Source organism: Asticcacaulis sp. AC460 (assembly GCF_000495795.1).
Lineage (GTDB): Bacteria > Pseudomonadota > Alphaproteobacteria > Caulobacterales > Caulobacteraceae > Asticcacaulis.
Window position 1 is genome coordinate 202,114 of record NZ_AWGD01000003.1, and the last position, 22,911, is coordinate 225,024.

At 61.0% G+C, this 22,911-nt stretch carries 18 protein-coding genes; 4 read left to right on the plus strand and 14 right to left on the minus strand.

The features are described from left to right. Positions 1 to 365: 365 nt before the first annotated feature. From ABAC460_RS0124100 to ABAC460_RS27510, 4 genes are all read right to left on the minus strand, one after another. Positions 366 to 821, minus strand: coding sequence for an Abi-alpha family protein (locus ABAC460_RS0124100; protein WP_031236321.1), 456 nt, complete (start codon positions 819 to 821; stop codon positions 366 to 368). A 107-nt stretch (positions 822 to 928) separates the two neighbouring features. After that, positions 929 to 2,158 carry a heme-binding protein gene (locus ABAC460_RS48800; RefSeq protein WP_081716413.1) on the minus strand — a complete coding sequence of 410 codons (1,230 nt, stop codon included), beginning with the start codon at positions 2,156 to 2,158 and terminating at the stop codon, positions 929 to 931. An 891-nt stretch (positions 2,159 to 3,049) separates the two neighbouring features. Then, on the minus strand, positions 3,050 to 4,990 hold the full coding sequence (locus ABAC460_RS27505; RefSeq protein ID WP_023451801.1) for a M1 family metallopeptidase: 1,941 nt from the start codon (positions 4,988 to 4,990) through the stop codon (positions 3,050 to 3,052). Between the two features lie 150 nt (positions 4,991 to 5,140). Continuing rightward, positions 5,141 to 6,895 carry a DEAD/DEAH box helicase gene (locus ABAC460_RS27510; protein ID WP_023451802.1) on the minus strand — a complete coding sequence of 585 codons (1,755 nt, stop codon included), beginning with the start codon at positions 6,893 to 6,895 and terminating at the stop codon, positions 5,141 to 5,143. A gap of 454 nt (positions 6,896 to 7,349) precedes the next feature. Between ABAC460_RS27510 and ABAC460_RS27515 the strand changes: the two genes are divergently transcribed. Further along, entirely contained in the window at positions 7,350 to 7,775 is a 426-nt protein-coding gene (locus ABAC460_RS27515) for a hypothetical protein (protein WP_023451803.1), read from the plus strand. 177 nt (positions 7,776 to 7,952) lie between these two features. Here ABAC460_RS27515 and serA read toward each other — a convergent pair whose 3' ends face one another. After that, complete coding sequence (serA, locus tag ABAC460_RS51005; RefSeq protein WP_031236323.1) at positions 7,953 to 9,875, minus strand: phosphoglycerate dehydrogenase; 1,923 nt, start codon at positions 9,873 to 9,875, stop codon at positions 7,953 to 7,955. 210 nt (positions 9,876 to 10,085) lie between these two features. Here serA and ABAC460_RS27525 point away from each other — a divergent pair, with 210 nt between their 5' ends. Then, complete coding sequence (locus tag ABAC460_RS27525; RefSeq protein ID WP_023451805.1) at positions 10,086 to 10,988, plus strand: Hsp33 family molecular chaperone; 903 nt, start codon at positions 10,086 to 10,088, stop codon at positions 10,986 to 10,988. Positions 10,989 to 11,048: 60 nt separating this feature from the next. On the opposite strand, the gene tuf is transcribed toward ABAC460_RS27525, so the two are convergent. From tuf to proB, 7 genes are all read right to left on the minus strand, one after another. Next, on the minus strand, positions 11,049 to 12,233 hold the full coding sequence (tuf, locus tag ABAC460_RS27530) for an elongation factor Tu (protein WP_023451806.1): 1,185 nt from the start codon (positions 12,231 to 12,233) through the stop codon (positions 11,049 to 11,051). A 521-nt stretch (positions 12,234 to 12,754) separates the two neighbouring features. Next, positions 12,755 to 13,138: a cupin domain-containing protein gene (locus ABAC460_RS48060; protein WP_023451808.1), complete on the minus strand. Its 384-nt coding sequence runs from the start codon at positions 13,136 to 13,138 to the stop codon at positions 12,755 to 12,757. Positions 13,139 to 13,174: 36 nt separating this feature from the next. Further along, positions 13,175 to 13,864, minus strand: coding sequence for a phosphate regulon transcriptional regulator PhoB (gene phoB / locus ABAC460_RS27535; protein ID WP_023451809.1), 690 nt, complete (start codon positions 13,862 to 13,864; stop codon positions 13,175 to 13,177). Between the two features lie 2 nt (positions 13,865 to 13,866). Further along, positions 13,867 to 14,565 carry a phosphate signaling complex protein PhoU gene (gene phoU, locus ABAC460_RS27540; RefSeq protein WP_031236325.1) on the minus strand — a complete coding sequence of 233 codons (699 nt, stop codon included), beginning with the start codon at positions 14,563 to 14,565 and terminating at the stop codon, positions 13,867 to 13,869. A gap of 197 nt (positions 14,566 to 14,762) precedes the next feature. Continuing rightward, the gene (locus tag ABAC460_RS27545; RefSeq protein ID WP_023451811.1) at positions 14,763 to 16,268 is read right to left on the minus strand and encodes a sensor histidine kinase; all 1,506 of its coding nucleotides are present in this window, start codon (positions 16,266 to 16,268) and stop codon (positions 14,763 to 14,765) included. Between the two features lie 146 nt (positions 16,269 to 16,414). After that, positions 16,415 to 17,692 (minus strand): glutamate-5-semialdehyde dehydrogenase, encoded by a 1,278-nt coding sequence (locus ABAC460_RS27550; protein WP_023451812.1) that lies wholly within the window; start codon positions 17,690 to 17,692, stop codon positions 16,415 to 16,417. 91 nt (positions 17,693 to 17,783) lie between these two features. Further along, positions 17,784 to 18,938 (minus strand): glutamate 5-kinase, encoded by a 1,155-nt coding sequence (proB, locus tag ABAC460_RS27555; RefSeq protein WP_023451813.1) that lies wholly within the window; start codon positions 18,936 to 18,938, stop codon positions 17,784 to 17,786. A gap of 130 nt (positions 18,939 to 19,068) precedes the next feature. Here proB and thrC point away from each other — a divergent pair, with 130 nt between their 5' ends. Further along, positions 19,069 to 20,445 (plus strand): threonine synthase, encoded by a 1,377-nt coding sequence (thrC, locus tag ABAC460_RS27560; RefSeq protein ID WP_023451814.1) that lies wholly within the window; start codon positions 19,069 to 19,071, stop codon positions 20,443 to 20,445. Between the two features lie 42 nt (positions 20,446 to 20,487). On the opposite strand, the gene thrB is transcribed toward thrC, so the two are convergent. Next, positions 20,488 to 21,456 (minus strand): homoserine kinase, encoded by a 969-nt coding sequence (thrB, locus tag ABAC460_RS27565; RefSeq protein ID WP_023451815.1) that lies wholly within the window; start codon positions 21,454 to 21,456, stop codon positions 20,488 to 20,490. Positions 21,457 to 21,521: 65 nt separating this feature from the next. Continuing rightward, positions 21,522 to 21,719 carry a hypothetical protein gene (locus ABAC460_RS27570; protein WP_023451816.1) on the minus strand — a complete coding sequence of 66 codons (198 nt, stop codon included), beginning with the start codon at positions 21,717 to 21,719 and terminating at the stop codon, positions 21,522 to 21,524. 163 nt (positions 21,720 to 21,882) lie between these two features. On the opposite strand from ABAC460_RS27570, the gene ABAC460_RS27575 reads away from it, so the two are divergent. Continuing rightward, positions 21,883 to 22,887 (plus strand): cysteine synthase A, encoded by a 1,005-nt coding sequence (locus tag ABAC460_RS27575; protein ID WP_023451817.1) that lies wholly within the window; start codon positions 21,883 to 21,885, stop codon positions 22,885 to 22,887. Positions 22,888 to 22,911: the final 24 nt, after the last annotated feature.

Below are 22,911 nucleotides of genomic sequence, written 5' to 3' on the forward strand. Positions count from 1 at the left end.
CCCCGGACGTGCGTAGCTTTTGTAGCTCATCGATATTCCGGGGTGAGGATCCGGAGGATCGAAATACAAGGACAGGAGCAACATTCCCTTACGTTAAGGCACAAAATTACAGAAGCTTGGCATCAGGAGCATCTTGGCAGATTTTTGCGCTACGAGGAAGTGAACGAAAGGGAACATTGCTCCTGTCCCTGTATTTGCTTTTAAGGTCAGCAAAAACCAATCTTCCGGGGCTGTTGCGCGTCGAGCCCTACACCATTGAGCGGGTTGGAACTGACCGATACCGGCGGAGGCCGCCTTGGTCGAGGCCGGTGGCATGGACGTCGTGGAGTAGGCCCTAGGCACACCGTCAGGAGAGCTTGTGCGCTTTAAAGAGAAGGAAGCCCGAGGGCCCGCTTGAGTTCGGCGCCGTACGGGCTGAGTATGAAATCCGATGTGTCGCCTCTTACAACGCGCAACTTAACTAGGTTTTCTATAGAAATGTAAACGCTATTGGCGGGCTCAGGAGTGCATCCTACCAAATCTTTCAGACTCTGCATCCGGAGTGCTGAAACGAACTGGAAAACAAGAGCGTCCGCGGGGTCGAACAGTTTTAATGTTTCAACAAACCCCCGGCGGACCGCCCTGGCTTTCGTCGGATCCATAGCAGCTTCAAGAAGAGCCTCCCAAAGCTTCACCAAGTCTTCCTGCTCTTCCATGCTTGCGGCCTCCAAGAGAGGGACGCCAATCGAAGGGCTAAGCAGTTGTGGGATAATGCCCTTTTCCTCCAGACGCTTTCTAGGAATAACGGTGACATGATATAAAATACAGAAACAGTACGCCAAATTATATTCGCATTTGGTATCATATTACCGTTATTTTCGGGCTACAGGAGCTCCCGCCACCGTATTCCCCTTATTCCCTCAACCGTATTCCCCCATCGCGGCGGCGATTACTCCGGTCGCGACGAAAAAGCCTTCATAATCGCTTTTGGGCTTGCCCCGGATACACGCTCCAATGTGTTTATGGATACGTGTGGCCATCTGGCCCTGCCTGGATGTCCATCAGGCCGTCCGATGAAGTCTAGGATAACGTTTTGAGCATATTGCAAGAAATAGCGCAAATTTCCTGTCGATGAATCTTCAATTTCATAAATAATAAATGTACAATTCATAGCTGTGGCGTCGGACTGCCGAGTAATGAATGGCGTATTACCTATGCTGGGATTCGCTACCCTGTTTATTCCAGCGTGATCAATAGTGGAATCCACGTGGAGACGTGTAACATTCTTGATTGTACCGATCTTATCCAGGATTTTTTCGAAACTGTTCCTGAGAAGTAACGTCGTATCAACTGGCTCGAATCCGCTAAATCCATCAATATTTACACTCCCTTTGAATGGATTATTATGAAAATACCTGTAAGGTGCAAAATAATCGATATCAATATCGCCCGTATTTGGATTAAATAAGGGATCAAGAGCGCGCTCGTCCGGGTCTGATCCTCCACCAACGACGACACCGTTGATATTTGGTATCAAATTTGGTTTCTGGTCGGCCGGAATTTGCTCCCATTTTATTTCTCTCGAAGAGCCAACTGCAGTAAAGCTATTCCCGTGAGGAATGCTTCCCATGCGGGCTATGGACAATTCTACACCATTGTCCCGGAAAATATTCTTATCCGTCATGTGAAGCCAAAGACCAGGCTCGTGATGAATCGGATTTTTATTGAAAACAGCAGATATATTTGTTTTGGATAATTTTGAAGTGGTACCTGAAAAATTCTCAAGATAAGAATCTTCGAAATCTATTTGGGTCACTACCTGCTCATAAGTCAAAGCAACGACCGTTTGATCATCTTGAAGAGTAACAATTTGGCCAGTTGCTGGATCTCGAACCGACTTTGATCCTCGGTTTGGCACACCTTTATCAACTAACTCGAAACTTAGTATTTCTTCATACTGATTCATCAATAATCTGTAGCCATTTTCCCGAGGATTGTTAGGGTCTGAGATAAATGGAAGGGCGATCATATTGAATCCATGCCCTTTTAATTCGGATGTATTTTCCCAAGTACCAGGAAGCCAACGCAAAGCGCCAAGGTACTCGTCTCCTTGGTCGGCGACGTATATTTCGCGACCCGTAGAATTCATATTTTCTATGAGATTTTTATCTAATGGCATTATAATGTCTCCTACATTTTAAAGTGAATAACGCTTCCGAAACTTGGATGCTTCCTGCGGATCGACTCGCCGCGAGGAAGTCGTCAACTGTCGCGTGTTTGCGGTAAGAGAATGCGACGAGCTCCACAATAGTAGGAAAAAATAGGCTTAGGGTCAGCTCTGCTTAGCCCGACATTGGTACCCACGAAGCAACCATGAGGCGTTATTCTCAAACACTCTCTCATGAATTTCCTTCAACCGCAAGATGCGATTGCCTATTTTATTAATTACAGTGGTTTGGGAGGGCAGCTCACGGCTGGTGTCTATGACGAAGTGCAACACTTGGCGATTACAGAGTCCGCCCTCACGCATCCCCTCCTTTTAAGATGACGTAATGGGGAAGATGATTCTGCATTTCCGTGTCGAGCGGAGAGCAGATTAAGATGAACGGCAAGGCTGAGTTCTCATCTGATTCTGTCCATTCTATTGTCGATGAACTTTTTGGCGAGGCCCTGCATGCGCAGCGCGAACACCGGGGCAGGAGCAGCATTCCCCCTTTTGTTGGCCATAGGCCAGCGCAGCGTGAACCTGGGCGCGGCGCAATCCGGAGAAGCTGTGGCAGGCGATCTCGCTGCTGCTGTTTCTGGCGTTACTGGTCGTGGGTCTGGTGCGGCTGTAAGGTTTTCCATCAAGAGACGGTGGGGGATTGGGCCTGCCAATGTTTCTGTCAACTGCAACCGTATTCTGTAGGGTTTGGCGCCAAGAAATCCCCCCTCCGACTGCTCGCTGTCGCTTGCAGCCACCTCCCCCGTATAACGGGGGAGTATAAGAAATTTATGTACTTCAATATCTTAGCAGAACAGGCGGCTTACAAATTCCATATGCGATAGCTCTGGAGGCCACGCAGGCCGATCAGGGTTTGCCCACGACCCTGTCAACATTCGTGCGGGTCATTTCGTGATAGCCCGGCCGCGCCTTCGCGTAGATGCGTTTGGCCATCTCGACGCCCCAGCCCGGCTGGTCCATCAGGCTCTGGTACAGCGGCTTGCAGAACTTGTTACGCCCCTGGGCCAGCAGGAACTCTTCGACATACGGCAAAGCCGGTTCATAGCGGTGCTTGATCGATAGCTGCAGCCATTCGAACAGGATTTCGGAATTCTTCGAGTGGCTGAAGTCAAACCGCGCGTCCAGCGCCGCCATCTGCTCGATGGTCAAACCCTCCGGCAGCTTGCGCAGGAAGTTGACCCACTGCAGCGTGCCGTAATCGGCGACACTCAGCGCCGCGGCGTCACCGCCGGCGGCAAAGCCTTCGGCATCGGCCGTTACCTTGTCCAGCAGGGCCGATTTCGGCACCACGACATTGTCCGGCAAGCCCGGCTCATACAGCCATTGCTGGATCTTGAGCTGCTTTTCCAGTTCCGGGTCGTTCTTCAGCAGATGGACCCGCAGGTCGGCCACAAAAGCATCCGTCGTCATGCTCTCGAAAGCATAACGCTCGAAATAACCCTTCAGATAGGCATCCAGCTTCTTGCGGCCGAAATGGGCCTCCAGCATGCGCAGGAAGGCGGCGCCCTTCTCGTACGGAATATCCGAGAAATAGTCGGCCGGATCGACGCCCTTCAGGTTGGGATGCAGGCGGGTAAAGTCGGGTTTGGTTTCGGCCAGGGTCTTTTGCAGGTCCTGATAGCCGAGAACCTTGAGCATGTCGGCGCGGTCCTTGCCGTAGACCTGCTCCATGATGCGGTTCTCGAAATAGACGGTGAAGCCTTCGTTCAGCCAGAAATCGGACCAGGTGGCGTTGGTCACCAGGTTGCCCGACCAGGAATGGGCCAGTTCATGGGCGATCAGCGACACCAGCGAGCGGTCACCGGCCAGGATGGTCGGGGTGGCGAAGGTGACGCGCGGGTTTTCCATGCCGCCATAGGGGAAGCTGGGCGGCAGGACCAGGACGTCGTAGCGATCCCAGCGATAGGGGCCATACAGCTTCTCGGCCGCCTTCAGCAGGTCTTCCATGCCCTCCAGTTCGTAGGCCGACTTGTCCAGCATCGATTTTTCGGCATAGACGCCGGTGCGCGGGCCCAACTCCTTGAAGCCGATATCACCGATGGCGATGGCGATCAGGTAGGGGGCGATAGGTTGGTCCATCTCGAAGCGGTAGGCGCGTTGGGAGGCATGGCCGGGCACGGCCTCACCGTCCGGCGTCAGGGCCTTGGCCGACATGACGACGCTGAGGTCCGACGGCACGACGATGCGGGCGGTGTAGGTCTGGCGGATGGCCGGCGAATCCTGGGTCGGGATCCAGGTGCGGGTGCGGATCTCCTGGCCCTGGCTGAACAGGAAGGGCCTGGTCTTGCCGGCGGTTTGCGACGGTTCCAGCCATTGCAGCGCGGCGCTGTTGGCGGTGGTCTGGTAATGGACGATGATCTTCTGGGCGCCCTGGGGCAGTTCGATTTTGAGCGGTGAGCCCATCATCGGATCGTCTTTGCCGATGCTGTATGTCAGCGGCGCACCCGAGGCGTCGGTGACTTTTTCGATATTCAGCGCCTTGACGTCGAGGATGACCTGCTTGGCATTGGCCTCGGTGGTCAGGGTCAGGGTGGCGGTGCCCTTGAACAGCTTTTTGGTGAAATCGGCGGTCAGGTCGACATCGACGTGATTGACCCTGGCGACCTGGGGCTGGGCGTAGGAATGGTCGTCGACGGTCCCTTTGACGATGGCTTCGACGGAGGTGTCGCCGGTCTTTGGCTGGCAGGCGGTGAGGGAAACGACGGCGGAAACGGCAAGGGCGGCACACAGGGCTGCCAGCACGATGCCGGCGCGCTTGAGAAGTATCCCGCTCGCCTTGAGATTCATCAAAGTTCCCGCAACTGCGACCCGAAAAGACCTTGTACCGGATAAAGCAGGCATCACACAACTGTGAAATTCCGGCAATAAAAAAGCCCCCGGGTCAAGGGTCCTTGGACCCTTGCCGCCGGAGGCTCTTTTTTTACTTAGACTTGAAGCTTAGCCCTTGCTGCGGCGCTTGAACTGAGCGCCTTCGGAGCGGGGCTTGGGGGCTTCGGAGTAGTGACCGGGGTTGGTGTTACCCTTGAAGCCGCCCTTCTTGGGGCCGCGATTGGCGGGCTTGGGGCCACGACCGTCATTACGACCTTCCGTACGCGGAGCATGTTCACGGGAAGCATGTTCACGGGGTGCATGCTCACGGCGATCGCCGCGCGGCGCGTCCTTGGACCAATCCTTCTTGAACGGCTTCTTGCCTTGCGGCTTGGCCGGGGCGTTGGAGGTCGTCGCGATCGGACCGCGTTCGGCGGACATCGGATCGTAGCGGTCGGCACGGGGTTCAGCCCGGACGAACGGCTTGGCGTCGCCATCGCGCGGCGTAAACGGCTTCTTGTCGCCGAACGGACGGCCACCGCCACCGCCACGGGCTCCGGAACCGGTACGGTTGCGGCTGCGCTTGTGGACGAATTCGGCGTCCGGATCGCTGTGGCGCGGACCGTCGTCGCGACGCGACTTCTGGCCGGGCTTGGGGTCGCCCTTCTTGCGGTGTTCGGGCAGACGGTCCGGCGTGGTCGGCTTTTCGGTCTGACCCGAGGCCAGGATGGCTTCGTCCAGCAGCTTCAGGGCCTGGTCCTTACGGCGATCGAACGACGGGATGCGCTGACGCGTCACGCGCTCGATGTCCTTCAGCAGGCGACGCTCATCGTCGGCGCACAGGGTGATCGACACACCCGACTTGCCGGCGCGCGCGGTACGGCCGATGCGGTGGACATAGGCTTCGGCGACGTTGGGCAGTTCGTAGTTGATGACGTGCGAGACGTTGTCGACGTCGATGCCGCGGGCGGCGATGTCGGTGGCGACCAGGGCGCGGACCTTGCCGGCGCGGAAGGCCTGCAGGGCGCGTTCACGCTGCGACTGGTTCTTGTCGCCGTGGATGGCGGCGGCTTCGACGCCACCGGCCTGGAGATAGGCGGCAACGCGGTCAGCCGAACGCTTGGTGCGGGTGAAGACCAGGGTGCGTTCCAGCACGGCGTCGGCGTACATTTCCGACAGCAGGGCGCGCTTGCGCTGGGCTTCGATGAACAGGACCTGCTGCGACACGCGCTCGGCCGTGGTGGCTTCGGGCGTGACTTCGACGCGCTTGGGGTCGGTCAGCAGTTCGGACGCCAGGACGCCGATTTCCTTCGGCATCGTGGCTGAGAAGAACAGGTTCTGACGCTTCTTGGGCAGGCGCGACGCGACCTGACGGATCGGCTTGACGAAGCCCAGGTCCAGCATCTGGTCGGCTTCGTCGAGGACGAAGCATTCGACCTGGCTGAGGTCGACCGTCTTCTGTTCGATATGGTCGATCAGGCGGCCCGGCGTGCAGACCAGGATGTCGAGGCCGTTCAGCAGGGCCTTGTATTGCGGGCCGTACTTGACGCCGCCGTAGATGGTCGCGATCTGCAGGCCCATGCCCTTGGAATAGGTCTTGAAGCTTTCGGCGATCTGCGACGCCAGTTCGCGCGTCGGCGACAGGATCAGGGCGCGGACCGTCTTCGGCGTCGGCATTTTGCGGTTGGACAGCAGGTGCTGAAGGATCGGCAGGGCGAAGGCCGCCGTCTTGCCGGTGCCGGTCTGGGCGATACCCAGCAGGTCATGGCCTTTCAGCAGGTGGGGAATGGCTTGCGCCTGGACGGGGGTCGGCTTTTCGTAGCCTTCGCGTTCCAGGGTCATCAAAAGGGTGGGCGACAGGCCCAGATCGGAAAATTTGGTCACGTAACGTGCTTTCAAACAAAGCGGGCATGCAACAACAGTCCATGCCCGGACCTGAACTGTTCAGGTCGGGTGGGGACGAAGCAAGTGCGTGTACGGACTTCGAATGTGGAGCAGGCGCGCCCTGAAGGCGGCCTTGGAAAGCTGGCGATATGTAGTCGTAAACGACCATACCTCACGCGGCCAGCGGGCGCCAAAATCGGCGCTGCAGGTGTTTTCGCAGATGCGAAGGCCGCTTAATGACGGCAAAGCGGATAAATGTCAAGGGAAAGAAATTTCCGCCCCGGAAATCGTTGGTTGCCTTCGCGTTTGCAAACGTTTTATAAACCATGAGGGCCTAATGTTTTGTCCCTTGAGCCGCCTTCGCGTATCCGGTGCATGAGTTAAGTTCGTACCGCGTTTGAATCCCGGCCGCTGTCCGTCTGCATACGATCAAAGTTTCGCCGAGCGCCTCACCATGTCCGATCCTCACCGGCCGTCCAAAGCCGAGATCATCACGCCCGACCAGTATGCCGACCGGCGTTCGGAACCGCGGACGAACTGCGATGACCGTGGCGCCCTCCTCTTCCTGTCGACGCATCAGGTGGTGCCGTGCCGCATCATGGACCAGTCGGCTTCGGGTGCGCGGGTGTCGATGGCGGCGATCGGCGACCTGCCGGCGGAAATCTGGCTGATCGACCTGGATCAGAACTCGGTGCGCTGCGGCAAGGCGGCGTGGTCCATGCCCAACCGCATGGGTTTGAAGTTCTCGTTCGTCTCGTCCCTGAAGCCCGGTGAGGCCAAGCCCGCCAAGGTGCCGCAGGAGGTCTATGATGCGTGGAAGCGCCTGACCGGCCAGGAAGACCACCCCGACCAGGACGACGACGTCCTGTATTTTGATTGAGAGCGCGGAAGATGCGGCAGTAAGCCCCTCTCCCCGCCTGCGGGGAGAGGTTAGGGTGAGGGGCTCTTCTGAAGGCTCGGTTGCCGTTGAACTTTCAGAAAAGCCCCTCACCCGATCGCGTTCACTTCGTTCCGCTCTCGTCCTCTCCCCGTAAACGGGGAGAGGGGATTTTTTACCCTAGGTCAGCGAGCGGAACTTCAGGGTTCCATGAACCTGCTTCAGCTCTTCCAGGGCTTCCTTGGGATAGCCATTGTCGACGTCGACGATCACATAACCCAAGGATTCGGTCGTCTTCAGGTGCTGGGCCAATACGTTCAGATTATACTTGGCCATGACGGCGTTGATCGCCGCCAACACGCCCGGCACGTTCTGATGCAGGTGCAGGAAGCGATGACGGCCCTCGACTTCCGACAACTGAACATGCGGCATGTTGACCGAGAAGGTCGTGTCGCCGCGGTTCAGGAAGTTCAGCAACCGCTCCGAAGCGAACTCGGCAATGGCTTCCTGGGCTTCTTCGGTCGAACCGCCGATATGCGGCGTCAGCACCAGGTTCTTCAACCCCATCAGCGGCGAGTCGAACGGATCGTCATTGGTGCGCGGCTCTTCCGGGAAGACGTCAATGGCGGCGCCGTAAACCTTGCCCGATTTCATGGCGTCAGCCAAGGCGTCGATATCGACGATGTGGCCACGCGACAGGTTGATGAAGATCACCCCGTCCTTCATGCGCGCGAACTGGGCGGCGCCAATCAGGTTCTTGTTCTCGCGCCGGCCGTCGACATGCAGCGAGATGACATCGGCCTCGGCCAGCAGGGCGTCGAAGGAGCGGTAGCGCTTGGCATTGCCCAGCAGCAGCTTTTCCGCCAGGTCGTAATAGATGACCCGCATGCCGAAGGCTTCCGCCAGGATGCTGAGTTGCGAACCGATAGCGCCATAGCCGACAATGCCCAGGGTCTTGCCGCGGACTTCGTGGGAGCCCGTGGCCGACTTGTTCCACACGCCCTTGTGCATGGCGGCCGACTTGTCCGGAATGTCGCGGGTCAAAACCACCAGCAGGCCCAGCACCATCTCCACCACCGAGCGGGTGTTGGAATAGGGCGCGTTGAAGACGGCGATACCCTTCTGCGAGCAGGCCTTCAGGTCGATCTGGTTGGTGCCGATGCAGAAGGCCCCGACGGCCAGAAGCTTATCGGCATGTTCCAGCACTTTCGCCGTCACGTTCGTCTTGGAGCGAAGCCCCAGGATGTGCACCCCCTGGATCGCCTGGATCAGGTCGTCTTCGTCCAGAGCGCCCTTGACGGTCGAGACGTCATAACCTTCCTCACGGAACAGGCGGACGGCTTCCGGGTGGACGTTTTCCAGCAGCAGCACCTTCAGCTTGGAGCGCGGGAAGGAATAGCGGCCCTGATAGCCTTCGGCGTGCAGGACCTCGTCGAACGAGCGCGCGACCGGGGTCGACTCACAACCCTCAGCGGCCGCGACGACCTTGGGACGGGCGACGTTTTCGACAAAGGCGTAGAAGCGCTCGGCCGCGCCGCCCTTATAGACCTCGTAATCGGTCCAGCCGTCGCCAATCATGACGATGGTGCCCGGCAGGCCGAGATTGTTGACGGCGACAATCTTGCCGCCATCCTGCGACAGCGGATTGGTCAGGTCGACGCCGATGGCAACGCCGTTTTCATCCCAGATCAGCCGGTTCGCCAGGACGTATTCCGGATGAATACCGAAGTCGGCCACCACCGGCTCGATAAAGTCGTGGAAGCCGCCCGAAATGATGCGGAACTTGCCGGGATGTTCCAGGAACACCGCCTTGTTGCGGGTGATCGAGGCCGACACCCTGCCCTTCAGGGTCTGGGCCAGGGCGGCGATGTCGTCGCGGGTCGGTTTCAGAATCTGGATGCGGCGCTGCAGGGCTTCGGAGAAGCCGATCTCGCCCGACATGGCCTGGTCGGTCAGCGGCTTGATCAGGGCCAGGTCCGTGCGTGACGGGTCAGCCAGGGCCAGCTGTTCGGCCAGGATATCCAGGGCTTCGACGCAGGTGAAGGTCGAGTCGAAGTCCAGGATCAGGGTGGCGAGGTTCGGCGGGGTGAAGCTTGCATTCATGATGTACGCGCCCATATGGGGGGCAAAGGCGGCACGATATCGTCGCCCTGCCCGCAACAATTGCGCCGCAGATAAGATAAATATGTCCTCCAGACAACGCTATTATCGGCGTATTCGTCATTTCTTATTGGCGAGGGCGGCATATTGCCTTTAAATCTGACGGCGACCCTGACAAAGTCGTTTAACGTGCAACAAAAACTCTCTGCGTTCATGCCTGATACCTCGGAACCGACCTCTGATTATTCTGCCCGTTTCGTGATCGAAACGCACCCGGTTCACGGGCGTCTGGTGCGGCTGGGCGATACCATCGACCAGATCCTCAAAAGCCATGACTACCCTCCGGTCATCGCCAACCTGCTGGGCGAGGCCTGCGTGCTGGCGACCCTGGTCGGTGCTTCCTTGAAGTTCGAGGGCCGGCTGATCCTCCAAGCGCAGGGGTCGGGCGCCGTACGCTATGTCGTGGCCGATTACGACACCAAGGGCGGCCTGCGCGGTTTCTGCCGCTATGATCCGGAAGAGCTGGACGTACTGATCCAGGAGAATGAAGGCAGCTTCCAGAGCCTGGGAGCGGAGACTTTGCTGGGCAAGGGCACCTTCATCATGACGCTGGACCCGGAAGACCATGCCGAGCGTTACCAGGGCATCACGCCGATCGAGGGCGAGAGTCTGTCCTTGTGCGCCGAGCACTATTTCGCCCAGTCGGAACAGGTGCCGACCCATATCAAGCTGGCCGTCACGGAGCTGACCGGGATGAACGGCCGCAGCTGGCGTGCCGCCGGCGCCATGATCCAGGCGATCGCCGGCGACGAGACGCGTGGCGAGACGAAAGAGTCGTTCCAGCATATCCGCGCCCTGTTCGAGACCCTGGGTGAAGAGGAACTGACCGATTTCGAAGTCACGGCCGACCGGCTGTTGTACCGCCTGTTCCATGAGGACGGCGTGCGCTTGAGTGCTCTGAAGCAGGTCCACAAACAGTGCCGCTGTTCGCAGGAGCGCGTCGAGGGCCTGGTTCAGTCCTTCACGGAGGAAGAGCAGAACGAGATGCTGGAGCCCGACGGCATGGTGCACATCACGTGCGAGTACTGCTCGAAGACGTTTTTGGTTGGGCTATGAAGTCGGAATTCAGCTACGTAAAACGCCCGGCGTTGGAATCCCAACGCCGGGCCTTTCGTTTCAGGCCAACACCTCGGTCACCAGACCCGCGCCGACGGTCTTGCCGCCTTCGCGGATAGCGAACCGCATGCCCTTTTCGATACCGACCGGCTTCTTCAGGTCGAAGCTGATCTCAGCCTGATCGCCGGGCGACACAACACCGTCATCGGCGATGTTGATGACGCCGGTGACGTCGGTCACGCCGAAGAAGAACTGCGGCTGGTAACCGCCGGCGAACGGCGTGTGCCGGCCGCCTTCCTCCTTGGTCAGGACGAAGATCTGGGCCTTGCCACGGGTATGGGCCTTGATGGCGCCGGGCACGGACAGAACCTGACCACGCTCGACACCGTCACGCTTCAGACCCCGCAGCAACAGGCCGACATTCATCCCGGCCCGGGCTTCCGGGATATCCTTCCGGAAGGCCTGGGTGCCGGTGACCACGACTTCGCGGCCGGCATTGTCGAGACCGACGATCTCGACCTTGTCGCCGACCTTGATGACGCCGCGCTCGACCCGGCCGGAGACCACGGTGCCGCGGCCTTCGATGGTGTGCACGCCTTCGATCGGCATCAGGAACGGGCTGTCGAAGTCCCGCACCGGATCCGGAATCGAGGCGTCCAGCGCCGCCACCAGGTCGATAATGCCCGTCACGGCAGGATCGGCCAGATCGCCACGCGCCACCGCTTCCAGCGCCTTCAGCGCGCTGCCGAAGACGAACGGCGTACCTTCGTAGCCTTGCGTTTCCAGCAGGGCTTCGGTTTCCATCTGGATCAGCGCCTTCATGTCGTCGCGCTCATCCGCGGCCAGGGCGTCGAGCTTGTTGACGAACACGATCATGTGGCGTACGCCGACCTGACGGGCCAGCAGGATGTGCTCGATCGTCTGCTTCGCGGCGCCCTTGGTGGCGTCGACCAGCAGAATCGCCCCATCCATTTGGGACGCGCCGGTGATCATGTTCTTCACATAGTCGGCGTGGCCGGGACAGTCGATGTGGGCATAGTGCCGGGCATCGGACTCGTACTCGACATGGGTGGTGTTGATGGTGATGCCGCGGGCCTTTTCTTCCGGCGCACGGTCGATCTCATCGAACGACAGCCCCTTGCCGCCCAGGCGCAGGGCCTGGACCTGGGTCAGGGCCGAGGTCAGGGTCGTCTTGCCGTGATCGACGTGGCCGATGGTACCGACATTCACATGTACCTTGGTCATAATTACACGCTTACTTCCTTTGTTTAAGAGCGCCGACGAACCCAGGTGATCAATCCGGGCCCGGCGGCTGTTGGCTTTGGCGCGCCAAATTCTGTGTGAGCCGCACGAGGACGCGCAGCTTGAAAACGAAAAAACCCGCCGGACGGACCGGCGGGTTGATGCAGGATCAAGCCCGGAGTCCGTTTCAGCGGCTCCGGGTCGGAATGACACGGAGCGTCAGGTTGCGAATGCCCATGCGGCCGCGACAGCGCGCAGAGCCAGCGCACGTTCGCTATCCAAGGTGGTGAAGACCGATGAGGTCAGCATGGGGTTCGATCCTTGTGGTCGCCCGGCAGCGGGCATAAAAAATCCCTGGAGGAGAGACCTGCCAGGGGTTCGGACGAACACGTGAGAGGCCTCGCCTCCCGGTCAACGAGAGACGCTATGCGATGGTAGAATACGATTCATAGGCGTAGCTGGTCATAGGGCGGCAGATAACATCTGTTGGCGGGGATTTCAAGCCCGTATCGAATGTAACGGGTTTAATGCCCCGACGGCGCCTCGACCGGCGTGCGCAGGTCAGAGCCTGAATCTGTCACATAGGTGATGATCAGCTTCACCGGCACCTTGCCGATATTGGTGGCAGTATGCGGCACTTCACGCGGAATCTGGACGCTCTCGCCCGCCCGCAAAATCCGCGGCGCTTCCGTGCCGACACGCATCTCGACTTCGCCCTCGGCGATATAGACCATCTCGATTCCGTGATGGATATGCCAGCCGGCGCCCTGGCCGACATCGAACTGGCGCTCCAGGACGGTCACGACCTTGGGCGCGTCGTCCTTCGTCACCTCGACGGAGAAGTTCAGCGGCGGCGCGGCCAAGGCCGGTGCAGCAACGAAAGCCAGAAGCAGGAGGGCGTGTTTCATGGCGGGGAACCTACCACCGCCACACTTCACGTCAAATCAACCTTGCAGGTCCAACGAATAGCCGGCGCTGCGAACCGTGCGGATAGGATCGTACTCGTCGCCCTTGTTCAGCGCCTTGCGCAGGCGGCCGATATGGACGTCGACCGTGCGGGCCTCGACATAGACGTCATTGCCCCACACGGCATCCAGCAGTTGCTCACGCGAGAAGACCCGCTTGGGGTACTGCATAAAGTGGTCGAGCAGCTTGTATTCCGTCGGCCCGAGATGGATGTCGCGGCCGCCGCGCTGAACGCGATGCGACAGGCGGTCGACACTGATCTCGCCGAACTCGACCTTGTCGTCGCTGAGGCCCGGCCGGATGCGGCGCAGGACGGCGCGGATGCGGGCCAGGAATTCGACCATCGAAAACGGCTTGACGACATAGTCGTCGGCGCCGGTATCCAGCCCGCGGATGCGGTCGCTTTCTTCCGACCGGGCGGTCAGCATGACGATCGGCAGGTTGCGCGTCGGCGACGCCGACCGCAGCCGGCGGCAGACCTCGATACCCGACACCTTGGGCATCATCCAGTCGCAGACCAGCAGGTCGGGCTGACGCTCCTTGATCATCATCAACGCCTCGTCCCCATCGGCGGCCATGGCGGTCTCATAGCCTTCCTTTTCGAGATTGTAATGGAGGAGCGTCGACAGCGCGTCCTCGTCTTCGGCGATAATGATATAGGGGCGCATGCTCACTCTATGGAATTTAAGGTGTTACCTTTGGGGCGGTCTTCGACATAGTCTTCGCCCGTCAGTTCATAATGGATGTGTTCGGCCATGTTGGTGGCGTGGTCGCCGATCCGTTCCAGGTTCTTGGCCATGAACAGCAGGTGGGTGCAGGCCGAGATGGTGCGCGGGTCGCCCATCATGTAGGTCAGCAGTTCGCGGAACAGCGAATTGTAGTGCTCGTCGACCTCGGTGTCCGACGCCCAGACATTCTGGGCCAGGTCCAGCTTGCCCGACTTGTAGGCGTCCAGCACGTCACGCAGGCGCGACGACACCAGCTTGCCCATGCGCTCAATCGAGCGGGTCAGCGGCGTCATCGGTTCGGCCTCGGCGATGACCATGGCGCGCTTGGCGATGTTCTTGGCAAGATCCCCAGTGCGCTCCAGAGAGGTGGCCAGCTTCATGGCAGCCACGGTCTTGCGCAGGTCGTCGGCCATGGGCTGACGCAGGGCGATCAGACGGATGCACTTGCGCTCGACGTCCTTTTCCAGCTCGTCCAGCTTATGGTCGCGCTGGACCACGCTCTGGGCCAGGCCGACATCGCGGCGGGCGACGGCTTCGACGGCATCGGCCACCTGGGCCTCGGCCAGGCCGCCCATCAACACCACCTCGGCGCTGAGCTGATCCAGCTCTTCCTGGTAGGTTTTGACGATGTGTGAGCCCATCTTGAACTGTGCCACCTGAGAATTCCTTATCCTGGTTCCATTCGGACGGTTATGCCCCGCGAGTGATTCGCCAGCCTAAACCTGAAGTGTAACCAAGAATTATAGGGCCTTTAGGGGAATTTTGTGACAGTTTTATTATGTGATGCCGCAGGTGCGTCATAATCCGTGGTTAACGGACAAATCCTTGGGATTACAGACTAAACTGCGTCTTTCAGGTCGCGCGGAACGCCGTCGGAAATGACGAGACGCGGGGTGTCGGCGCCCAGGCCATAGGCGCGGGCCTGCGGGAAACAGGCGCTGAAGGCCGTGAAGGTCTCCGGCGCGGCCGCCGGTAGCGTGGCCACCTTTTCGTTGGGCGTCCGCTCCAGCACATCGGCGGCATCGGACGCACCGGCGCTCTGGCTTTCGACCACCAGCCCGCCGCGGTGGCGGTTGATGATGTGCTTGACGATGGCCAGACCTAGGCCGGTACCCAGCTTGTCGCCGCTCTTCTGGCCTTCGACACGGTAGAAGCGCTCCGCCAAACGCGGCAGGAATTCACGCCGGATCCCTGGTCCACCATCACGCACGATGACCTGGGCGTAGAAGTCGTGAACATTGCGGTCGGGCCGCAGCAGGACCAGCCGCGCCGCGCCCGTATTGCTGCCGGCCACGGCCTGTTCCAGGCTCAGGTCATAGCGGATATCGACCGTGACCTCCGACCCGGGCGTGGCGTATTTCAGGGCGTTGTCGACCAGGTTCTGAACCACCTGCAGGATTTGATCACGGTCACCAAGGATGGGATAGAGCCCCGGCTTGGGGGCCCGGATAATCAGGCGGACGCCCTTGTCGCGCGCCATGAGCGACACCGAATCGACGACATCGCGCGCGGCCAGGGTCAGGTCGGCCTCGCCCGACGGGGGCACGTGTTCGTTCAGCTCGATACGCGACAGCGACAGCAGGTCCTGGATCAGCCGGCGCATGCGCTCGGCCTGGGTGGCCATGATGTCGAGGAACTTTTCGCGTGCCTTTTCGTCGTCCTTGGCCGGCCCGCGCAGGGTCTCGATAAACCCGGCCAGCGAGGCCAGGGGCGTGCGCAGTTCGTGCGAAGCGTTGGCCAGAAAGTCGGCGCGCATGCGCTCCATGCGGCGGGCATCGGTCTCGTCGCGCAGGGTCAGCAGGGCCAGGCGCTGGGGCCCGCTCACCGGCAGCGGACTGGCATAGGCGCGCCAGATCTGGTCGCGCGCGCCGCCGGCCAGATCGTAGAAGGTCGAGGTCGAAATACCGCCGAACAGGGCCTCATCGACGCATTCCAGCACTTCGGGATTGCGGATGGTGCTGACCAGCAGCCCGCCCTCGCCGTCCATGCGGAACAATCCCTGCGCCGCGGTATTTGCGAAGACGATCCAGCGCCCGGCAATGTCGTCGGGCTCGATGCCGGCAACGATCATCACCGGATCGGGAATGCCGCGCAACACTTCCTGAAAACTGGGTCCTTGCGGCTGGACCTTGACCTGCTTCTCGGGAAGCTTGAGGGCTTTGATGCGGCCCTCGGCGTCACCGATGATCACCAGGTACTTGTACATGGTGTAGGCGACCACCAGCAGGGCGGCATAGATCAGGAACGGCCGCAGGACGGGGATCACGGCAATGCCGACCAGCGCGATCATGCCGATCACGCTGCCCGCCGGTACCACGTTCCAAACCGATTTGCGCTTGTCCATCCGCCCGACTACATCCGAAGTCCGTTACGACTTCCATAATATGAAAGAACGGCGCTCTTAAAGCGATTTGACGACAGTCCTGTGACGACTCGCCTGGAAAGCGTGAAACGCTCGGAAAACGCGCAGGTTTTGCGTTGAACCGGCGATCAGGGGCGTGTCTGGCCTTCGCCGCGGACGACATATTTGAAAGTCGTCAGTTGTTCAGCACCCACCGGACCGCGCGCATGCAGCCGATCGGTCGAGATACCGATCTCGGCGCCCAGCCCGAACTCGCCGCCGTCGGCATATTGCGTCGAGGCGTTCCAGATGACGATGGCCGAGTCGACCTCGTTCAGGAAGGTCTCGGCGGCCCTGGCATCTTCGGTGATGATGGCTTCGGTGTGGCCCGAACCGTAGGTCTTGATATGGCCGATGGCGGCGTCCAGCCCATCGACCACCTTTACGGCCAGGATCGGCAGCAGGTATTCGGTCTTCCAGTCGTCTTCGGTCGCGGCATTCATGGCGAAGATGGCCTGGGCTTCATCATCGCCGCGCAGCTCGCAACCCTTGGCGACCAGCGCCTCGGCAATCTTCGGCAGCAAGTCGGTCGCGACGGCGCGGTCGATCAGCAGGGTCTCGGTCGCGCCGCACACCGACACGCGGCGCATCTTGGCGTTCAGGGTCACCGCCACCGCTTTTTCCGGGTCGGCGGAAGCGTGGACATAGGTGTGGTTCAGCCCTTCCAGGTGCGCCAGGACGGGCGCACGGGCCTCGGCCTGGACGCGGGCGACCAGCGACTTGCCACCCCGCGGAATGATCAGGTTGATGGCGCCGCCCAGTCCGCCCAGGATCAAGCCGACGGCATCGCGGTCGGAAGTCGGCACCAGTTGCACGCAGGAATCCGGCAGGCCGGCGGCGCGGAAGCCGTCCTCGAAGGCGGCATAGATGGCCAGGGCAGAGTTCAGCGCTTCCGAACCGGTGCGTAGGATGGCGGCATTGGACGAGCGGATGCACAGGGCAGCCGCATCGGCGGTCACGTTGGGGCGCGATTCGTAGATGATGGCGATGACGCCGATCGGGGTCGAGACGCGGGCGATATCCAGCCCGTTGGGCCGGCTCCACCGCGCCAGTTCGCGGCCGACCGGGTCCGGCAGGGCCGCGACCTCCTCCAGGCCCTTGGCCATGGCTTCGACCCGGGCGGGATTGAGGATCAGCCGCTCGATCATAGCGTCGGTCAGGCCCTTGTCGCGCGCCGCGGCCTGGTCGGCGTCGTTGGCCGCCAGAATTTCGGCTTCACGGGCACGGATGGCCTTGGCGGACTCCAGGATGGCCTTTGTGCGCACCTCTGGTCCCGCCAGACGCAGGGCCTCGGCGCCCTGTCTGGCCTTTTCGGCCATGGCGAACATCAGGTCATTGAGGGTCTGGGTGCGGGATTGGTCGGCCATCGGATTGTCCTTTTCTTGCGGGCTTTATACCGCAAACGCGAAAAAAGGCGACGGTTTCATGGGAAACCGAGCGGATTGGCAGGATTTTTACTTAAACCAGAACCATATCATCCCTATGGATGACCTCATCCCCGGACGTATAGCCCAGTATCCCCTCGATATCCTTACTGGTCCGGCCGCGGATCTGGCGGATGTCCTCGGCATTGTAGCTTACGATACCGCGCGCCATTTCCACCCCGGCCGGTGAGATGATCGACACGGTGTCGCCCTTGTCGAAGCCGCCGATGATCTCGACAATGCCCGACGGCAGCAGCGACTTGCCGTTATGCAGCGCCCGCACCGCACCTTCGTCCAGCATCAGCTTGCCCGCCGGCACCACCGTGCCGGCAATCCACGCCTTGTAGGCCGCCGACAGCGACGCCTGCGGCTTGATCAGCGTAAACCGCGCCCCCATGGGCCCGGCCAGGCCCGATAAAGGCCGGATCGCCGATCCCAGGGCGATCAGGGTCGCACATCCCGCCGATCCCGCGATCTTGGCGGCGGCGATCTTGGTCGCCATGCCACCCGTCCCGACCCCTGCCTGGGCATTGGCCCCGCCGGCCATGGCTTCGATGCGCGCGTCCAGCTTTTCGACCACGGCGATATGTTCCGCCTTCGGATCCTTGCGCGGATCGGCCGTGTACAGCCCGTCGATATCCGACAGCAGCACCAGGGCCTCGGCGCGCACCAGCTGCGCCGCCCGCGCCGCCAGGCGGTCATTGTCGCCGTAGCGAATCTCTTCGGTCACCACGGTGTCGTTCTCATTGACGATCGGCACGCAGCCCAGGTCGAACAGGGTGTCCACGGTCGCCCGCGCGTTCAGCCAGCGCCGGCGCTTCTCGGTATCTTCCCGCGTCAGCAGCACCTGCGCCGTCTTCAGCCCCACGCCGGCAAAGGCGGTTTCCCACGCGCTCATCAGCCGCGGTTGCCCCGCCGCCGCCGCCGCCTGTTTCTCATCCAGCTTCAGCTTGGCGCGCGTCAAACCCAGATAGCGCCGCCCCAGCGCCACCGCCCCCGAGGATACCAGCATGACGGCGCAACCACGGGCCTTCAGCGCAGCGATATCGGCCGCCAGGCCGGCCATCCAGGCGGCATTGGGTTCACCTGACTTTGCGTCGATGATCAGGGACGAGCCCACCTTGATGGTGATGCGCCGGGCGTCGGACAGAATATCGGGCAGGACAGGAATTGTGGCGTTCGCGGACATGAAGGCTCTTTTCTCGCCTGCCTGAAAATGATAGGCCGCCCGATAGTAAAGCGGAGTGATCGGGGGCGGCTTGTAGCACAAGCGCAACGGGCCGCAAGTTGTAACTCCGCTAAGGAAATTTGGTAACAAAATGAACTATATAGGTACGCGCGGATTCACCGGCCCCAAGAGCTTCGCCGGCGCTCTGCTGGACGGTCTGGCGCCCGACGGCGGATTGTACGTGCCGGCCGCCTATCCCACCCCCGATTTCGACCTGAATGCCGCGGCGGCCGGCCCTTATGCCGACCTGACCGAAAAACTGCTCAACCTGTTCGGCGTCGACGTCCTGGGGGTTGCGGCCGTCCGCGCCGCGGCTGAGCGCACCAGCGCCGCCTTCCTGCGCGACGGTGAGACGCCGCTGACTCAGCTGGAGGACAATCTCTGGCTGCTGGAGCTGTATCACGGCCCGACCCTGGCCTTCAAAGACATGGCCATGCAAATGATGGCCCCGCTGACTGACGCCGCCCTGGCCCAGACCGGCGAACACCTGACCCTGGTCACCGCCACCTCGGGCGATACGGGCGCGGCTGCCGTACGTGCCTTCGCCGGTTCGGCGCGGGTGAAACTGGTGGTTTTCCATCCGCTGGGCCGCGTTTCGCCGGTCCAGCGCCTGCAGATGACGACGGTCGAGGCCGATAACGTCCTCAATATCGGCGTCGAAGGCGATTTCGATGATTGCCAACGCATCGTCAAGGCGCTGCTGGGTGACGAAAGCCTCAAAGCGCGCGGCCTGATTTCCAGCGTCAATTCGATCAACTGGGGCCGGCTGCTGGGCCAGGTGCCCTACTATCTGGCCGCGAGTGCGGCTTCGGGCGCCGAACGGCCGAACTTCGTGGTGCCGACCGGCAATTTCGGCGACGCCTTCGCCGGCTGGGTGGCACGCAAGATCGGTGGAAACGTCGGCCACCTGCATGCCGCCGTCAACCGCAACGATGCCCTGAGCCAGGCGCTCAACGACGGCAAATATATCCGCCGCCAGGCCGTCGAATCGGCCTCGGTCAGCATGGACGTCCAGGCACCGTCGAACTTCGAACGCCTGATCTTCGAAGCCGCCGGCCGTTCGGCTGCCGGCACGCGCGGCTTCTTCGAAACCTTCGCCGCCCGCGGCGAGGTCCGCCTGTCCAGCGAGCTCCAGGGCGCCTGCCTGAAGGAGGTCACGGCCAGCACGATTTCCGAGGCCGAGACCGCCGCCACCATCCAGCACGCCTGGAAGACCTGGAACAAGGTGATCTGCCCGCATACGGCGGTGTCCGTCGCCGCGGCGCTGAAGCGCAAGGGTTCAGGCCCGCACATTGCGCTGGCCACCGCCCATCCGGCCAAGTTCCCGCACTTCGTCGCCGGCGCCCTGGGCTTCCAGCCCGAGGTACCCGAGGCGATCGCGCGTCTGCATGGGCTGAAGGAAACCATCACCGCCATCCCCAACGACCAGGCAGAAGCCCTGAAGGCCGTGACGGCTTTCACGGCATAGTTTCCAGCGGTTGATCAGGGCGACTGACGTCCGTGATGGGTGTCAGACAAAGTAGTCCGCGCCACCGGAGACCGAACGGTGGAAATCCAGCCGGCGGTAAAAGGCTTCCGGGTCCTTGGGCTTAACCACCCAGGACGGATCGTGATTCAACAGGTCGTACAGCCGTGTCAGGGTGAACCGCATGGCCGAACCGCGCGCGAACAGCGGCAAGGCAGCGATTTCGGCCGGTGACAGCGGGCGCAGGTCGTTATAGGCCGCTGCAAAGGCATGGATCATGTGCGGCATGGGCTGGCCGCCTGGCGTAAAGCCCCAGGCGTTCAGCGACACCGCCAGATCGTAGGCGTAAAAATCGGTACAGGCATAATAGTAGTCGATGACGCCCGTCACCCGTCCGTCGTCATCCATCAAGACATTGTCGGTGAAATAGTCGGCATGGATGGCGCCCTTGGGCAGGTCCTGCGGCCAATGCGCCTGGAGCCAGATCAACTCACCGCGAAAATCCTCCAGTATGGCCTGGGCCCGCGGCGAGTTCGCGGCCTTGGGCTCGCAGCGCGCGATCAGGTGCGGCCACATGTCGATGCCCATGCTGTTGCCGCGAATCTGCGGGAAGTCGCCACCGGTCAGGTGCAGGCGCGCCAGGAATTCACCGGCCGAGGCGGCGTGGCGGACATCCGGGTTGCGCGGCCAGCGGCCGGGCAGCCATTTGATCAGGGCGCAGGGTTTGCCATTGATCTCGCCCAGGCTCGACCCGTCACGCTTCAGGGCCGGTCCGGGCGCTGGATAGCCCTTGCGGTCGAGATAGAGCGTATAATCCATGAACCACGGCAGGTCGTCCCACGGCGTGGCATCCTCGAACAGAGTCAGGGCATAGAGCCCGGTCGTGGTTTCGACCTTGAAATTGGTGTTGGAAACGCCTTCCTCGATGCCTTCGAGATGGATCAGCTCGCCGATATCGTAGGCGCGCAGATAGGCCCGGGCATCGTCATCGGAAACAGGCGTAAAGACGGCCATCGGGAATCCTGAGCAGCGGCGAAAAAACCGCTATTACGGACCCGCAGGCGGAATGACAACTGCTTTCAGGCGCGGCCGGCGGTGATGGTGCGCGCGATCTGGCCACCCAGGCGTGACGTCAGGAAGCCGAAAAAGGCGTCGAACACGATACCGCGCAACTCCTCACGCAGGCCATTACCCGAACGGCTGGCGCGGATGACGGTGTAGAAAAAGGCCAACCACAGCAAGGCAGCGACGACCGCCGCGATCCCCACAAACACCATGACACACTCTCCTCGAAACCTCGCCACCTTATGCGGGAGCAATATAAAAAGGCGATAGGGTTATTTCCACTCTCAGATGGGCTAAATCTCGCGATTAGAATCCATCGCTTGGGTTGCGCCGCCAGATTTGATAGCAAGCGCAACCTTTCTGCGGAGCCCTGCCATGGCCAAGACCGTTTCTTCCGTCGTCGACCTGATCGGCAACACCCCCCTGATCCGCCTGAAGGCCGCCTCCGAGGCCACGGGCTGCGAGATCTACGGCAAGGCGGAGTTTTTGAATCCCGGCCAGTCGATCAAGGATCGCGCCGCTTTGTGGATCATCCGGGGCCACGAAAAGAACGGCACGCTGAAGCCCGGCGGCACCATCGTCGAAGGCACCGCCGGCAATACCGGCATCGGCCTGGCCATGGTCGCCAATGCGCTGGGCTACAAATGCGTCATCGTCATTCCGCGTACCCAGGCTCAGGAAAAGAAAGACGCCATCCGCCAGTTGGGCGCCGAGCTGATCGAGGTCGATGCCGTGCCCTATGCCAACCCCAACAACTATGTCCGTTATTCCGGCACCCTGGCCCAGGAGTTGGGCGCGGTCTGGGCCAACCAGTTCGACAATGTCGCCAACCGCCAGGCCCATATCGACGGCACCGGCCCGGAAATCCTGGCCCAAGTTCTGGACACGCCCGGCGGCAAGCTGGACGCCTTTATCTGTTCGGTCGGTTCCGGCGGGACCTTGGGCGGGCTGAGCCTGTATTTCAAAGCGCAAGACCCGAATATTCAGATCGGTCTGGCCGATCCGTACGGCGCGGCACTCTACAGTTATTTTACTACTGGCGAGCTGAAGTCGGAAGGATCGTCGATCACCGAAGGCATCGGCCAGGGCCGCATCACCGCCAACCTGGAAGGCATCACCATCGACCGGTCCTACCAGGTGGCGGACGACGAATGGTTGCCGGTGCTGTACGACATGATCCAGACGGAAGGTTTGTGTTTGGGGACATCAGCCGCCCTCAACGTGGTCGGCGCCATGAAGATGGCGAAGGACCTGGGTCCCGGCAAGACGATCGTCACGGTGCTGTGCGACTACGGCAACCGTTATGCCTCGAAGATCTTCAACCCGGCCTTCCTGAAGGAAAAAGGTCTGCCGACCCCGCCGTGGTATGAGGTGGCGTAAGGCCTGATTTTATCTCTCCCGGCA